Annotated in this window: 15 protein-coding genes; 12 read left to right on the top strand and 3 right to left on the bottom strand. The window is 70.4% G+C overall.

The genetic code is table 11. The features are described 5' to 3' along the window. Positions 1-61 precede the first annotated feature (61 nt). Genes OG522_RS31885 through OG522_RS31875 form a run of 3 tightly spaced genes read left to right on the top strand, consistent with a single transcriptional unit; the run spans position 62 to position 4071 of the window. On the top strand, positions 62-2644 hold the full coding sequence (locus OG522_RS31885) for a DEAD/DEAH box helicase (protein ID WP_329466500.1): 2583 nt from the start codon (positions 62-64) through the stop codon (positions 2642-2644). 22 nt (positions 2645-2666) lie between these two features. After that, on the top strand, positions 2667-3551 hold the full coding sequence (locus tag OG522_RS31880) for an acyl-CoA thioesterase (RefSeq protein WP_329466499.1): 885 nt from the start codon (positions 2667-2669) through the stop codon (positions 3549-3551). 31 nt (positions 3552-3582) lie between these two features. Then, a complete protein-coding gene (locus OG522_RS31875) occupies positions 3583-4071 on the top strand; it encodes a glutathione peroxidase (protein WP_329466498.1) in 489 nt (162 codons plus the stop codon). 192 nt (positions 4072-4263) lie between these two features. Here the strand turns inward: OG522_RS31875 and OG522_RS31870 are convergent, their stop codons facing one another. Beyond that, positions 4264-4881: a TetR/AcrR family transcriptional regulator gene (locus tag OG522_RS31870; protein ID WP_329466497.1), complete on the bottom strand. Its 618-nt coding sequence runs from the start codon at positions 4879-4881 to the stop codon at positions 4264-4266. Positions 4882-5024: 143 nt separating this feature from the next. Here OG522_RS31870 and OG522_RS31865 point away from each other — a divergent pair, with 143 nt between their 5' ends. Continuing rightward, positions 5025-5870 carry a class I SAM-dependent methyltransferase gene (locus tag OG522_RS31865; protein ID WP_329466496.1) on the top strand — a complete coding sequence of 282 codons (846 nt, stop codon included), beginning with the start codon at positions 5025-5027 and terminating at the stop codon, positions 5868-5870. Between the two features lie 21 nt (positions 5871-5891). Here the strand turns inward: OG522_RS31865 and OG522_RS31860 are convergent, their stop codons facing one another. Next, positions 5892-7121 carry an acyl-CoA dehydrogenase family protein gene (locus tag OG522_RS31860; protein WP_329466495.1) on the bottom strand — a complete coding sequence of 410 codons (1230 nt, stop codon included), beginning with the start codon at positions 7119-7121 and terminating at the stop codon, positions 5892-5894. 173 nt (positions 7122-7294) lie between these two features. Between OG522_RS31860 and OG522_RS31855 the strand changes: the two genes are divergently transcribed. Further along, the gene (locus OG522_RS31855; protein ID WP_329466494.1) at positions 7295-7951 is read left to right on the top strand and encodes a TetR family transcriptional regulator; all 657 of its coding nucleotides are present in this window, start codon (positions 7295-7297) and stop codon (positions 7949-7951) included. A gap of 140 nt (positions 7952-8091) precedes the next feature. Here OG522_RS31855 and def read toward each other — a convergent pair whose 3' ends face one another. Further along, entirely contained in the window at positions 8092-8628 is a 537-nt protein-coding gene (gene def, locus OG522_RS31850; RefSeq protein WP_329466493.1) for a peptide deformylase, read from the bottom strand. Between the two features lie 117 nt (positions 8629-8745). Here def and OG522_RS31845 point away from each other — a divergent pair, with 117 nt between their 5' ends. The 7 genes from OG522_RS31845 to OG522_RS31815 all read left to right on the top strand — a co-directional run bounded on the left by OG522_RS31845 (position 8746) and on the right by OG522_RS31815 (position 15279). Further along, complete coding sequence (locus OG522_RS31845; protein WP_329466492.1) at positions 8746-9993, top strand: Mur ligase family protein; 1248 nt, start codon at positions 8746-8748, stop codon at positions 9991-9993. 25 nt (positions 9994-10018) lie between these two features. Continuing rightward, complete coding sequence (locus OG522_RS31840; RefSeq protein ID WP_329466491.1) at positions 10019-10747, top strand: type 1 glutamine amidotransferase; 729 nt, start codon at positions 10019-10021, stop codon at positions 10745-10747. Positions 10748-10918: 171 nt separating this feature from the next. Next, positions 10919-11944: a 6-phosphofructokinase gene (locus tag OG522_RS31835; RefSeq protein WP_329466490.1), complete on the top strand. Its 1026-nt coding sequence runs from the start codon at positions 10919-10921 to the stop codon at positions 11942-11944. A gap of 124 nt (positions 11945-12068) precedes the next feature. Then, positions 12069-13025 (top strand): cytochrome c oxidase assembly protein, encoded by a 957-nt coding sequence (locus OG522_RS31830; protein WP_329466489.1) that lies wholly within the window; start codon positions 12069-12071, stop codon positions 13023-13025. Positions 13026-13088: 63 nt separating this feature from the next. Further along, a complete protein-coding gene (locus OG522_RS31825) occupies positions 13089-13250 on the top strand; it encodes a hypothetical protein (RefSeq protein WP_329466488.1) in 162 nt (53 codons plus the stop codon). A 205-nt stretch (positions 13251-13455) separates the two neighbouring features. Further along, positions 13456-14157, top strand: a complete 702-nt coding sequence (locus tag OG522_RS31820; protein WP_329466487.1) for a lysophospholipid acyltransferase family protein — start codon at positions 13456-13458, stop codon at positions 14155-14157. Between the two features lie 93 nt (positions 14158-14250). Next, positions 14251-15279 (top strand): NAD-dependent epimerase/dehydratase family protein, encoded by a 1029-nt coding sequence (locus OG522_RS31815; RefSeq protein ID WP_329466486.1) that lies wholly within the window; start codon positions 14251-14253, stop codon positions 15277-15279. The last annotated feature ends 33 nt before the right edge of the window (positions 15280-15312 follow it).

Raw genomic sequence — 15312 nt, 5'->3', positions numbered from 1 at the left:
TTGCTCTGTGCCTCAGTTGACGGCCCGTTCGGCGACGGGCCGAGCAGGCAGCCTACCTTCGGTGATCTTCGTACCGGTGGCCGGTTCCCGTTTCCGGGCACGGGACAGGCAAGATGGGGGCGTGACCCTTATCGATCAGCTGCCGCCGAGTGCCGACCCCGATGCCCTTTTCGAGGCCTTCTCCACCTGGGCCGAGGACCAGGGCATCAACCTGTACCCGGCCCAGGAGGAGGCGCTGATCGAGGTCGTGTCCGGGGCCAACGTCATCCTGTCCACCCCGACCGGCTCCGGAAAGAGCCTGGTGGCGGCGGGTGCGCACTTCGCGGCGCTGGCTCGTGACGAGGTCACCTTCTACACCGCGCCCATCAAGGCGCTGGTCTCGGAGAAGTTCTTCGACCTGTGCAAGCTGTTCGGCACGGAGAACGTCGGCATGCTGACCGGCGACGCCTCCGTCAACGCGGACGCGCCCGTCATCTGCTGCACCGCCGAGGTGCTCGCCTCCATCGCGCTGCGCGACGGCAAGCACGCCGACATCGGCCAGGTCGTGATGGACGAGTTCCACTTCTACGCCGAGGCCGACCGCGGCTGGGCGTGGCAGATCCCGATCCTGGAGCTCCCCCAGGCCCAGTTCGTCCTGATGTCGGCCACCCTCGGCGACATGTCGATGTTCGAGAAGGACCTGACCCGCCGCACCGGCCGCGAGACCTCCGTGGTCCGCTCGGCGACCCGCCCGGTCCCGCTCTCGTACGAGTACGTCACGACGCCCATCACCGAGACGCTGACCGAGTTGCTCGAGACCAAGCAGTCGCCGGTCTACATCGTGCACTTCACGCAGGCCCAGGCGGTCGAGCGCGCGCAGTCGCTCATGTCGATCAACATGTGTACGCGGGAGGAGAAGGACAGGATCGCCGACCTGATCGGCAACTTCCGCTTCACTACCAAGTTCGGTCAGAACCTGTCCCGTTACGTCCGCCACGGCATCGGTGTGCACCACGCGGGCATGCTGCCCAAGTATCGCCGCCTGGTCGAAAAGCTCGCCCAGGCAGGCCTGTTGAAGGTCATCTGCGGTACGGACACCCTCGGGGTGGGCGTCAACGTCCCCATTCGCACCGTGCTGTTCACGGCGCTCACGAAGTACGACGGCACGCGCGTACGCACCCTGCGGGCCCGCGAGTTCCACCAGATCGCGGGCCGCGCGGGCCGGGCCGGCTTCGACACCGCGGGCTATGTCGTCGCGCAGGCGCCCGAGCACGTCATCGAGAACGAGAAGGCGCTCGCCAAGGCGGGCGACGACCCGAAGAAGCGGCGCAAGGTGGTCCGCAAGAAGGCGCCCGAGGGCTTCGTGGCCTGGTCGGACACCACCTTCGAGAAGCTGATCGCGGCCGAGCCGGAACCGCTGACCTCGCGCTTCAGGGTCACCAACATCATGCTCCTCTCGGTGATCGCCCGGCCCGGCAACGCCTTCGAGGCGATGCGCCACCTCCTGGAGGACAACCACGAGCCGCGCAAGGCCCAGCTGCGGCACATCCGCCGGGCCATCGCGATCTACCGCTCGCTGCTCGACGGCGGAGTGGTGGAGCAGCTGGAGACCCCCGACGCCGAGGGCCGCACGATCCGCCTGACCGTCGACCTCCAGCAGGACTTCGCGCTGAACCAGCCGCTGTCGACGTTCGCCCTGGCCGCCTTCGACCTCCTGGACCCGGAGTCGCCGTCGTACGCGCTCGACATGGTCTCGGTGGTCGAGTCGACGCTCGACGACCCGCGCCAGATCCTCGCCGCGATGCAGAACAAGGCGCGCGGCGAGGCGGTCGGCCAGATGAAGGCGGACGGCGTCGAGTACGAGGAGCGCATGGAGCGGCTCCAGGACATCTCGTACCCGAAGCCGCTGGAAGAGCTGCTCTGGCACGCCTACAACGTCTACAAGAAGTCGCACCCGTGGGTGGCCGACCATCCGGTCTCGCCGAAGTCCGTCATCCGCGACATGTACGAACGGGCGCTCACCTTCACGGAGTTCACGTCCTGGTACGAGCTGGCGCGCACCGAGGGCATCGTCCTGCGCTACCTGGCGAGCGCGTACAAGGCGCTCGACCACACCATCCCCGACGACCTCAAGACCGAGGACCTGGAGGACCTGATCGCCTGGCTGGGCGAGATGGTCCGCCAGGTCGACTCCTCGCTCCTGGACGAGTGGGAGCAGCTCGCCAACCCCGAGGTGCAGACCGCCGAGGAGGCGCAGGAGAAGGCCGACGAGGTCAAGCCGGTCACGGCCAACGCCCGTGCCTTCCGGGTCCTCGTGCGCAACGCGATGTTCCGGCGGGTGGAGCTGGCCGCGCTCGACAACGTGGCCGCGCTCGGTGAGCTGGACGCCGAGTCCGGCTGGGACGCGGACGCGTGGGGCGAGGCGCTGGACGCGTACTGGGACGAGTACGACGACCTGGGCACCGGTCCCGACGCGCGTGGCCCCAAGCTGCTCGCGATCGACGAGTCCCCCGAGAACACTGCGCACGGGCTGTGGCGCGTACGCCAGGCCTTCGCCGACCCGAACGGCGACCACGGCTGGGGCATCAGCGCGGAGGTCGACCTCGCGGCCTCCGACGAGGAGGGCCGCGCGGTGATCCGGGTGACGGACGTAGGCGAGCTGTGATCACGAGAGTGGAGACGCACCCATGACGAACCCCGCCGAAAGACTCGTCGATCTGCTCGACCTCGAACAGATCGAGGTCAACATCTTCCGTGGCCGCAGCCCGCAGGAGTCGCTCCAGCGGGTCTTCGGCGGCCAGGTCGCCGGCCAGGCGCTGGTCGCGGCCGGGCGCACCACGGACGGCGAGCGCCCGGTGCACTCGCTGCACGCCTACTTCCTGCGGCCGGGCCGCCCCGGCGTGCCGATCGTCTACCAGGTGGAGCGGGTCCGCGACGGGCGCTCCTTCACGACCCGGCGGGTCACCGCGGTCCAGCAGGGCCGCACGATCTTCAACCTGACGGCGTCCTTCCACCGCCCGGAGCCCGGCAGCATCGAGCACCAGCTCCCGCCGCGCCTGGACTTCCCCGATCCTCAGTCGCTGCCGACGGTGACCGAGGAGATCCGCGAGCACCTGGGCGCGCTGCCCGAGGCGCTGGAGCGGATGGCCCGCCGCCAGCCGTTCGACATCCGGTACGTGGACCGGCTGCGCTGGACCCCGGACGAGATCAGGGACGCGGATCCGCGCAGCGCGGTGTGGATGCGCGCGGTCGGCCCGCTCGGCGACGACCCGCTGGTCCACACCTGCGCGCTCACCTACGCGAGCGACATGACGCTTCTGGACGCGGTGCGCATCCCGGTCGAGCCGTTGTGGGGGCCGCGCGGCTTCGACATGGCCTCGCTCGACCACGCGATGTGGTTCCACCGCCCCTTCCGCGCCGACGAGTGGTTCCTGTACGACCAGGAGTCCCCCGTCTCGACCGGCGGCCGGGGCCTCGCCCGGGGCCGGATCTACGACCGCGAGGGCCGGCTGCTGGTGTCGGTGGTCCAGGAGGGTCTCTTCCGCCCGCTGGTCACCGTCTCCCGCGACTGATCAACTCACCTTTTTCCAGAAGGAGTTACCGATGAGCCTGTACGACATCCCGCTGCGCACCCTGACCGGTGGGCCCACCTCCCTCGCCGACTACAAGGGCAAGGCGGTGCTGCTGGTGAACGTGGCGTCCCAGTGCGGCCTGACCCCGCAGTACGCGGGCCTGGAGAACCTCCAGAAGCAGTACGGCGACCGCGGCTTCACCGTGCTCGGCGTGCCCTGCAACCAGTTCGGCGGCCAGGAGCCCGGCACCGCCGAGGAGATCGGGACCTTCTGCTCGGCGACATACGGCGTGACCTTCCCGCTCCTTGAGAAGACCGACGTGAACGGCGAGAGCCGGCACCCGCTGTACGCCGAGCTGACCCGGACGGCGGACGCCGAGGGTGCGGCGGGCGACGTCCAGTGGAACTTCGAGAAGTTCCTGATCTCCCCGCAGGGCGAGGTGGCCGCACGCATCCGCCCGCGCACGGAGCCGGAGTCCCCCGAGGTCGTCGCGCTCATCGAGGCGAACCTGCCGGTCTGACCCCGCCGCTTTGCGCGGCACACGGGCGCCCCACCCTCTCCGGAGAGCGGGGCGCCTTCGCGCGTTCCGGGCCGGTCCAGCGGCACCCAGCAGGGCAACGGGCCGCGGCGGCTGGACGGTGCCGATCGCAGCGGCCGCCGAGCGGCGTGCCGGTGGCGCGGGCCGCCCTCGACCACCGTCTCGGGCGGGTTGCTACACCGCGTGCGGCGCCGCCTGCGCAGGTCCCGCGCCCGGCGCCGCGAGCCTCACCAGGCGCTCCACCTGCTCGCGCGGGTCGGGTGCGCCCGGCCAGCCGGTCATCAGGAGGTGGTGGACGGTGGCGACGAGGGCGAGGGCGAGGGTCTCGGTGTCGGCGGCCGGCGCGATCCGGCCCAACTCGCGTTCTGCCGCCAGGTATTGGGCGATGGAACCCTGGATCGCCGCGAAGCCGGGTGCCCCCGATTCCAGGGCCTCGCGAATACGGAGGGCGGCGGCGGGGCGGGTCATGGCCAGGGCCGCGATGGTCGGACCGCCCGAGTCGAAGAGCGCAAGGGCGACGCCGCGCAGGTTCTCGGCCACGGAGCCCTCGCCGACGCGGGCGGAGAGTTCGGCGGCCCGGGTCGCGGTGCGGGCGAAGCGGTCCAGGCACAGCTCGGCCACGAACTCGTCGAGCCCGGCGAAATGCGCGTGCAGCATGCCCTTGGCGCAGTCGGCCTCGGCGGTTACGGCCCGGCTGGTGAGGGCGCCGGCCCCGTCCCGGGCCAGGACCCGTTCGGCGGCCGCGAACAGCCGCTCCTTGATGTCGGGTATCGCCACTCCACGCGGTGACATGAGGCCTCTCCCGATGCGCTGTCGCGGCACGCCCCCAACACGCCGCGCGTTCAAGGGGGTTGCCAGTATGGGCACGTGCCCATACTGTTTGGGCACCCGCCCATCATAGGTCCGCCCACCCGGCGGCCGACAGGAGGCACCCCATGCGCGACATCGCCAACACCGAGCAGGCCCAGGCCTGGAACGGCTATGAAGGCACCTACTGGGCCGATCACCAGGACCGCTGGGACGCCGTGAACGCGGGCTTCAACCAGCCGCTGCTCGACGCCGCCGCGATCGGCCCGCACGACCGCGTGCTCGACATCGGCTGCGGGGCGGGGCAGAGCACCCTCCTCGCCGCGCGTGCGGCCGGTCAGGGGCAGGTGCTCGGCGTCGACCTGTCGCAGCCGATGCTGGCGCGCGCCCGCGCCCGCGCCGCCGAAGAGGGCATCGGCAACGCGGAGTTCGAGCAGGCGGACGTCCAGGTCCACGCCTTCGCACCCCGCGCCGTCGACATCGCGATCAGCCGATTCGGGGTGATGTTCTTCGCCGATCCGGTCGCCGCGTTCACCAATGTCGCCGCCGCGCTGCGCCCCGGTGGACGGCTCGCGTTCATCTGCGCGGCGGAGCCCGCGCGCAACGAGTGGGTGGCGGCGATGACCGTACTGCGCGAGCACCTTCCCGTCGGCGACTTCGGCGCGCCCGGCCTCCCCGGCATGTTTTCCCTCGCCGATCCGGACCGCGTCCGCGGAGTGCTCGGCGCCGCCGGGTTCAGCGAGGTGGCCGCGCGGCGGGTCGAGGCGTACGGAATCTGGGGACGCACGGCGCAGGACGCCGCGGACTTCCTCCTGAACAGCGGCCCCGGCCGGCACATCACCGCCCAGGTGCCCGAGGAGAGCGCGGCGCGGGCTCGCGAGGCGCTCACCGGGCGGTTGCGCGCGCACGAGCGGAACGGCTCCGTCCGGCTGCGCAGCACGGCCTGGCTGGTCACGGCGGAACGCCCGGTGTGACCAGCCAGGCGGTGCCTGCCGCTAGCGGATCGGCATGCCCGACAGGGTGCGGGCGATGACCAGCCGCTGGATCTCGCTGGTGCCTTCGAAGATGGTGTAAATGGCAGCATCTCGATGCATACGCTCCACCGGGTACTCGCGGGTGTAGCCGTTGCCGCCGAGGATCTGGATCGCCTGGGCGGTGACCTTCTTGGCCGTCTCGCTCGCGTACAGCTTGGACATCGAGCCCTCGGCCGACTCGAACTTCTTGCCCGTGGTGGCCATCCATGACGCGCGCCACACCAGGAGCCGGGCGGCGTCGATCTGGGTGCGCATGTCGGCGAGCTGGAAGGCGATGCCCTGGTTGTCGATGATCGGGCGGCCGAACTGCTCACGGGTCTTGGCGTATTCGAGCGCGTAGTCGTACGCGGCCCGTGCGGTGCCGACCGCCATCGCGCCGACGGCGGGGCGGGAGGCCTCGAAGGTGGCCATCGCGGCGTTCTTCACGCGCTCACCGCCCTGCGTCTTCGCCCTCTCGCGGGCGCGGGCGAGCCGCTCGTCGAGCTTCTCCTTGCCGCCGAGCAGGCAGTGGCCGGGCACGCGGACGTCTTCGAGCACGACCTCGGCGGTGTGCGAGGCGCGGATGCCGTGCTTCTTGAACTTCTGCCCCTGGGTCAGGCCGGGGGTGTTCGGCGGCACGATGAAGGAGGCATGGCCCTTGGAGCCCAGCTCCGGGTCGACCACGGCCACCACGACGTGAACGTTGGCGATGCCGCCGTTGGTCGCCCAGGTCTTGGTGCCGTTCAGGACCCACTCGTCCTTGGCCCCGTCGTACACGGCCTTCGTACGCATCGAGGCGACGTCGGAGCCCGCGTCCGGCTCGGAGGAGCAGAACGCCGCGACCTTCACGTCGTTCACATCGCCGTACATCTGCGGAATCCAGGTGCCGATCTGCTCCTCGGTGCCGTTGGCCAGGACACCGACGGCGGCGAGCCCGGTGCCGACGATGGACAGCGCGATGCCCGCGTCGCCCCAGAACAGCTCCTCCATGGCCACCGGAATGCCGAGCCCGGTCGGGTCGAAGAACTGCTGCGCGTAGAAGTCGAGGGAGTAGATTCCGACCTTGGCCGCCTCCTGGATCACCGGCCAGGGGGTCTCCTCGCGCTCGTCCCACTCGGCGGCCGCGGGGCGGATCACATCCTTGGCGAATCCGTGCAGCCAGTCCTGGACCTGCTTCTGGTCGTCGTTGAGATCCATCGTGAACTCGGCCATGTCCCCTCCACCACTCCAAGCGTTACTTGCGGTAACCGCAGTCTGTTACTGACGGGTAGCCCCTGTCAACCGACGACCCGCGGGGCAGCGTCGTAACCGAGTGGGGTGTTACGTTGCGCAGGGATTCCGTAAGACGGAAAAGCGACAGGCAGTACGGGCGGGGAGAAGAACCCATGGAGACCACGCAGCACCAGGCCGGACAGCAACGCACGGCGGCCGAGCGCCGGCGGCGCGAACTGCTGGAAGCGGCGGACCGGGTGGTGCTCCGGGACGGCCCGAAGGCCTCGATGAACGCCATCGCCGCGGAGGCGGGCATCACCAAGCCCATCCTCTACCGCCACTTCGGCGACAAGGGCGGCCTCTACCGCGCCCTCGCCAAGCGGCACACCGACGCCCTGCTGGCCGCTCTGCGGTCCGCGCTCGACGCACCCGCCGAGCGCCGCGAGCGGGTCGAGGCGACCCTGGACACCTATCTGGCGGCGATAGAGGCGCGCCCGCAGGTGTACCGGTTCCTGATGCACCCCGCCGAGGACGCCCCGGCGCCCGAGCCCGAGCAGGGCTTCGACGTGGGCCGCCATTCCGCGCCGCTGCTGCGCCGTATGGGAGAGGACCTCGGAGTGGTCATAGCCGAGCGGATCGACCTGGGGCCGGGCAGCGAGACGCTGGCCCGGGTCTGGGGCCACGGGATCGTCGGCATGATGCACGCGGCGGGCGACTGGTGGCTGGGTGAACGCCCCTGCTCCCGCGCGGAGTTGGTGCGCGCCCTGGCCGACCTTCTGTGGGGCAGGCTGGCCGCGGCGGGCGACCGGCTGAGCGGACCCGGCTTCTGACCCCCGGGGGTGGAACGCTGTCAGGGGCTCGGGGAACCGCACGACCAGCCCCGCACGCCCCGCGGCCGACGCACTCCGCCGGAGGCTTTCGGAAAGGGGCGGGGCGGGACCTGCGGGGTCGGGGGCGGAGCCCCAGTACCTCAGCTCCAGGGGGCCTTTCGGATGGCGCGCCGCAAGCGGGACTTGTGGCGGCCCGTGACGCGGTCGGCGTACACCACGCCCTCCAGGTGGTCGCACTCGTGCTGGAGGCAGCGGGCGAAGAACCCGGTGCCCTCGATCCGCACGGGAGCGCCGGAGAGGTCCACGCCCTCCACCACCGCGCGGTCGAAGCGCGCGGTCTGCGCCTCGACGCCGGGCAGCGACAGACAGCCCTCGGGGCCGCGCACCTCCGCCCCGTCCGCCACCACGAGCCGCGGGTTCACCACGTACCCCAGGTGGCGCACGTCCTCGTCGTCGGGGCAGTCGTACACGAACACCCGCTGGGCCACCCCGATCTGGTTCGCCGCCAGACCGACACCGTCGGCGGCGTACATCGTGGCGAACATGTCCTGGACGAGGCGGTGCAGCGCGGGACCGAAGTCGGTGACGGCTTCGCACGGGGCGTGGAGCAACCGGTCGCCGAGGAGACTCATCTCTCGTACGGAGCCGGAACTGCCGGGAATGGGGCGGTGACGCATGGTCGCAAGCGTACGTTCCGGGGAGCCCGGAGCATTCCGGATGGTGGCGCGGTTCGGGGCGCAGACCGGATCTCGATAGGCTGACACCCGACCCAGGCACAAGGAGGATCAAGGACGATGTCAGGACACGTTGGAGGTGCCGGGCCCCTGTCACCGCGAGCCAAGCTGGCCGTGACCGCGGGCAAGGCCGCCGCGGCGGTGTCGCGCGCGGCGGGGCGGGGCAGTGGATCGGTGATCGGCGGGCGCGTCGCGCTCAAGCTCGACCCCGATCTGCTCGGCCGGCTCGCCACTCATCTGGACGTCGTCCTGGTGTCGGCGACGAATGGCAAGACGACCACGACCCGGCTGATCGCCGAGGCACTGCGGGCCAGCGGCCCGGTGGTGTCGAACGCGCTGGGCGCCAACATGCCGGCGGGCATCACCTCGGCGCTGGCGGGCGGATCGGACGCCAAGTACGGCGTGATCGAGGTGGACGAGAAGTATCTGGCGGGTGTCGCGCGCGATGTGACGCCGAAGGCGATCGCGCTGCTCAACCTCTCGCGCGACCAGCTCGACCGGGCCGCCGAGACCCGGATGCTCGCCGAGAAGTGGCGCGAGGGCCTCTCCGGCTCCAAGGCCGTGGTGATCGCCAACGCGGACGACCCGCTGGTGGTGTGGGCGGCGTCCTCCTCCCCCAACGTGGTGTGGGTGGCGGCCGGTCAGGAGTGGAAGGACGACGCCTGGTCCTGCCCCGCCTGCGGCGGTGTGATGCAGCGGCCGGGCGACGACTGGTTCTGCGGCGAGTGCGGTTTCCGCCGCCCGGCGCCCAGTTGGGTCCTCAGCGGCGACTACGTGCTGGACCCGCACGGCTCGGCCTGGCCGATCCATCTGCAACTGCCGGGCCGCGCCAACAAGGCGAACGCCGCCACCTCCGCCGCGGTCGCCGCGGTGTTCGGGGTGCCGCCGCAGGTCGCCCTGGAGCGCATGTACCAGGTGCAGGCGGTGGCCGGTCGCTACGACGTCGTGAACTTCCAGGGCCGGGAGCTTCGGCTGCTGCTCGCGAAGAACCCGGCGGGCTGGCTCGAAACGTTTTCCCTCATCGACCCGCCGCCCACGCCGGTCGTGCTGTCCGTCAACGCCCGCGGCGCGGACGGCACGGACACGTCCTGGCTGTGGGACGTCGACTACACCCGGCTCGCCGGCCACCCGATCTTCGTGATCGGCGACCGCAAGCTGGACCTGGCCGTCCGCCTCGAGGTCGCGAACCTGGACTTCCGGGTCTGCGAAAACCTTGAGGAGTGCACGCAGTTGGCGCCGCCCGGCCGGATCGAGCTGATCGCCAACTACACCGCGTTCCAGGACGTCCGCCGCGTCGTCGGCAACTGACCCAAGCAAGGAGCAAGCAAGCGACATGGCAGACAACAGCCTGCGCCTCGTGTGGGTCTACCCCGACCTGCTGAGCACCTACGGCGACCAGGGCAACGCGCTGGTCGTGGAGCGCCGGGCCCGCCAGCGCGGCCTGGACGTGCACCGGCTCGACGTCCGCAGCGACCAGCCGATCCCGACGTCCGGTGACATCTACCTCATCGGCGGCGGCGAGGACCGGCCGCAGCGCCTCGCGGCCGAGCGGCTGCGCCGCGACGGCGGCCTGGAGCGCGCCGCGTCCAACGGCGCGATCATCTTCTCGGTCTGCGCCGGCTACCAGATCCTCGGCCACGAGTTCATCAACGACCTCGGGGAGCGCGAGCCGGGCCTCGGCCTGATCGACGTGATCTCCACGCGCGGCGAGGGCGAGCGGTGCGTCGGCGACGTACTCGGCGACATCGACGAGCGGCTCGGCCTGCCCCAGCTGACCGGCTTCGAGAACCACCAGGGCATCACCCACCTCGGCCCGACGGCCCGCCCGTTCGCCCGGGTACGCCTGGGCAAGGGCAACGGCACCGGCGACGGTACCGAGGGCGCGTACAACGACACGGTGTTCGGTACGTATATGCACGGCCCGGTGCTCGCGCGCAATCCGCAGATCGCGGACCTGCTGCTGAAGCTGGCCCTCGATGTGAACGCGCTGCCGCCGACCGACGACCGGTGGTACGAGGCGCTGCGCGCGGAGCGCATCGCGTCGGCGACCCAGCCCGCATAATACACATAACGGACAACCGGGATCGTCGGGTGGACGGTTCGTACGTTCGCACGACGTCCATCAGTCGGACCTCCGATTCGGCCCCCGTCACCTTGCGCCGGTAGGGTGACGGGGATCCAACCGGACGACGTGGTCCGGTCGTCGGCCCACGTTGCAAAGGTTCTCCGGGCAATGCGAATTGGTGTGCTCACCTCCGGCGGCGACTGCCCCGGCCTGAACGCCGTCATCCGATCCGTCGTGCATCGCGCGGTGGTCGACCACGGCGATGAGGTCATCGGCTTCCACGACGGCTGGAGGGGCCTCCTCGAAGCCGACTACCGCAAACTCGACCTCGACGCGGTCGGCGGCATCCTCGCCCGCGGCGGCACCATCCTCGGCTCCTCCCGCGTCCAGCCCGCGCATCTGCGTGACGGCGTCGAGCGGGCGAAGGGGCACGTCGCCGAGCTCGGCCTCGACGCGATCATCCCGATCGGCGGCGAGGGCACCCTCAAGGCCGCGACGCTGCTCTCGGACGCGGGCCTGCCCATCGTCGGCGTGCCGAAGACCATCGACAACGACATCGCCTCCACCGACGTCACCTTCGGCTTCGACACCGCCGTGGGCGTGGCGACCGAGGCCCTGGACCGTCTGAAGACCACCGCCGAGTCGCACCAGCGCGTGCTGATCGTCGAGGTCATGGGCCGGCACACCGGCTGGATCGCGCTGCACTCGGGCATGGCCGCCGGCGCGCACGCGATCGTCGTCCCCGAGCGCCCCTTCGACATCGACGAGCTGACCGAGCTGGTCGGCCGGCGCTTCTCGGCGGGCAAGAAGTTCGCGATCGTCGTGGTCGCCGAGGGCGCCAAGCCGCGCGAGGGCTCCATGCAGTTCGACGTGGGCGGCACCGACATGTACGGCCACGAGCGTTTCGCGGGCGTCGCCCGCCAGCTCTCCATCGAGCTGGAGCAGCGCCTGAACAAGGAGGCCCGCCCGGTCATCCTCGGCCACGTCCAGCGCGGCGGCACGCCCACCGCGTACGACCGGGTGCTCGCCACCCGCTTCGGCTGGCACGCGGTGGAGGCCGCCCACCGCGGTGAGTTCGGGATGCTGACCGCGCTGCGCGGCACCGACATCGTGATGGTCCCGCTCGCCGAGGCGACGGCCACCCTGAAGACCGTCCCCGCCGAGCGGTACGCCGAAGCGGAGTGCGTGCTCTAGTTTCCGGACCGGTTCCGCTCGTTCCCGGTTTGTTCAGTAGGCAAGGACCGCCCCCGGCCGCAGCAGCGGCCGGGGGCGGTTCTAGTCTGGTCGGGGACAACCGGTACGAATCAGGAGTCAGCGGATGGATCACAGCGGGCACGGCATGGACATGAACATGGACCTGCCGCCGTTCACGCTGACGCGGGGCCTCGAATGGTCTGCGGACCCCTTCTTCCTCACCGGCTGTCTGCTGGGGCTCGCCCTGTACGCCTGGGGTGTGGTCCGGCTGAGGCGGCGGGGGGACAGCTGGCCGGTCAGCCGGATGATCCTGTGGACCGTCGGCGTCCTGACCATCGCGCTCGTCATGTGCACCAAGCTCAACGAATACGGCATGTCCATGTTCAGCGTGCACATGGTGCAGCACATGGTGATCAGCATGCTGTCGCCGATCCTGCTGCTGCTCGGCGCGCCGGTCACCCTCGCGCTGCGCGCCCTGCCGGTCGCCGCGCGGGGCCGCAAGGGTCCGCGCGAGCTGCTCCTGATGCTGCTGCACAGCCGGTACATGAAGATCGTCACGCATCCGGCGTTCACCATTCCGCTGTTCATCGCCAGCCTGTACGGGCTCTATTTCACGCCGGTCTTCGACTTCCTCATGGAGTCCAAGACCGGGCACATCGCGATGATGGTGCACTTCCTCGCGGTCGGCCTCGTCTTCTTCTGGCCGATCATGGGCGTGGACCCGGGACCGCACCGGCCCGGCTATGTGATGCGGATGCTGGAGCTGTTCGCGGGCATGCCCTTCCACGCCTTCTTCGGCATCGCGCTGATGATGGCGAGCGAGCCCATGATCGGCACGTACCGGAATCCGCCCGCTTCCCTCGGCATCGACGCGCTCACCGACCAGCAGGCCGCCGGTGGCATCGCCTGGGCGTTCAGCGAGATCCCCTCGGTCCTCGTGCTGATCGCGCTGGTCTTCCAGTGGTACGCGACCGAGAAGCGCCAGGCGCGCCGTACGGACCGGGCCGCCGACCGGGACGGTGACCGGGAGCTTCAGGCCTACAACGCCTATCTCGCCTCCCTGAACACGCGCGGGCAGTAGCGGCGGGACCCTCCGCGGGGAGACGATGGTCTTCACGGCGCCTGCCGGGAGGAAGGGGACGCGATGCCCCGTTCGACGAAGTCGATGATGATGCTCACCGTCGTGATGCTGGTCCTGGTCACGGCGTACACGGTGGCGCTCGGCAGCAGCGGCTGGCTGTGGTTCGGCTGGGTGGTGCTCGGGCTCGCCACGATCGGAACGGCCGCGGTGTCGGGCAGCACCTGAGCGGCATCGCCCGAGCCCGTTTGTCAGCCGAGCCGCTGGGGGTGCGGGTGACGGTGCCCGTTTGTACACTAAGCGCGCTTCGTACGCTCAAGAACCTCGTCAGAAATGACCGATTGATCGATGCGCCTCGGCCCGGTCATCGGTGGTTACAGGGGCGCGACGCTCCCCCTAAACTGACCACCCCCGAATGGTGAGGAGCGTGCGGGTGCTCTACTACGTCCTCAAATACGCAGTCCTGGGGCCCTTGTTGAGACTGCTGTTCCGGCCGAGGATGATGGGCTTGGAGCACATTCCCGAGGAGGGCGCGGCGATCATCGCGGGCAATCACCTCTCCTTCTCCGATCATTTCCTTATGCCGGTGATGCTGAAGCGGCGCATCACCTTCCTCGCCAAGCAGGAGTACTTCACCGGGCCCGGGATCAAGGGCAGGCTCACCGCCGCCTTCTTCCGTGCCATCGGGCAGATCCCGGTGGACCGATCCGGCAAGGAGGCGGGCCGGGCCGCGATCCGGGAGGGGCTCGGGGTGCTCGGCAAGGACGAGCTGCTCGGCATCTACCCGGAGGGCACCCGCTCTCCCGACGGCAAGCTCTACAAGGGCAAGGTCGGCGTCGCGGTGATGGCGATCCGGGGGCGGGTCCCGGTGATCCCGTGTGCCATGGTCGGCACCTTCGAGATCCAGCCGCCCGGCCAGGTCGTACCGAGGATCAAACGGGTCGCCATTCGCTTCGGCGAACCGCTGGACTTCTCCCGCTATGCGGGGATGGAGGACGAAAAGGCCGTACTGCGGGCCATCACCGACGAAATCATGTACAAGGTCATGGAGCTGTCGGGTCAGGAATACGTGGACCGGTACGCGGCCGATGTGAAAGCGGAGCAGTCGCGGAAGTTCCGCGGAATCATCAGCTGAGGTGGAAAGTTCCCGCGTGCCCTCAGCCCTGGGCGGATCCGCGCAGGGCGAAACGATCGGACCGCGGTGATCATCGCGGCGTAGCTTCCCGCTATGACCAAGGGATCGGCGTTCGTCATAGGAGCTACGGGACAGATCGGGCGGGCCGCGGTGCGCGCGCTCGCCGAGGACGGCTGGGAGGTGCGGGCCGCGTCACGGAGCGGCGGCGGGGACGCCGACTGGTCCGGGGGCGTACAGCGGGTGCGCCTGGACCGGGAGGACGACGCTGCGCTCGCCGCGGCGCTCGGGGACGGCGTCGACGTGCTGGTCGACGTGGTGGCCTACGGGCAGCGGCACGCACGGCAGTTGACCGGCCTCGGCGACCGGATCGGGTCGGCGGTGGTGATCTCCAGCGGCGCGGTGTACGAGGACGACAAGGGGCGCAGCTTCGACACCCAGAGCGAACCGGACGGATCGCCGCGCTACCCGGTCCCGATCGTCGAATCGCTGGCCACGGTGGCGCCCGGCGATGCCACGTACGGCACCAGGAAGGTCGCGCTGGAGCGGGAGCTCCTTGAGTCGGCGGTGCCTTCGACGCTGCTGCGTGCGGGCGCCATCCATGGTCCGCACTGCCGCAGCCCGCGTGAACTCCACTTCGTGAAGCGGGCGTTGGACGGGCGGCCGGTGCGGATCCTGGCGTACGGCGGCCGCAGCCGCTTCCATCCCTCGCACGTGGCCAACATCGCCGAGCTGATCCGGCTGGCCGCGCTCAAGCCCGGCTCGCGGGTGCTGAACGCGGCGGATCCCGAGGCACCGACGGTCGCGGAGATCAGCGCTGCCGTCGATGAGGTGCTGGGGGTGCGCAGCGAGATCGTGCCGATGGACGGTGCGCCGGAGGCGATGGTCGGGCTTACACCGTGGAGTGGTCCGCATCCGGTCGTGTACGACATGTCGGCGGCCGAACGGGAGCTGGGCTACCGGCCGGTGACCGGGTACGTTTCATCGCTGCCGCAGACGGTCGAGTGGCTCGCCGCCGAGCTGAAGGGCCGGGACTGGCGCGCGGCGTTCCCGCCGATGGCCAGGTACGGCGACCTCTTCGACTACGCGGCCGAGGACGCCTGGCTGGCCGCGCGCCGCACCTGACGGACGTCAGGACGGCGGACACGACAGCAGCGG

Origin of the sequence: Streptomyces sp. NBC_01431 (assembly GCF_036231355.1) — a bacterium.
GTDB lineage: Bacteria > Actinomycetota > Actinomycetes > Streptomycetales > Streptomycetaceae > Streptomyces.
This window is presented reverse-complemented; position numbering and strand designations above follow the sequence as displayed.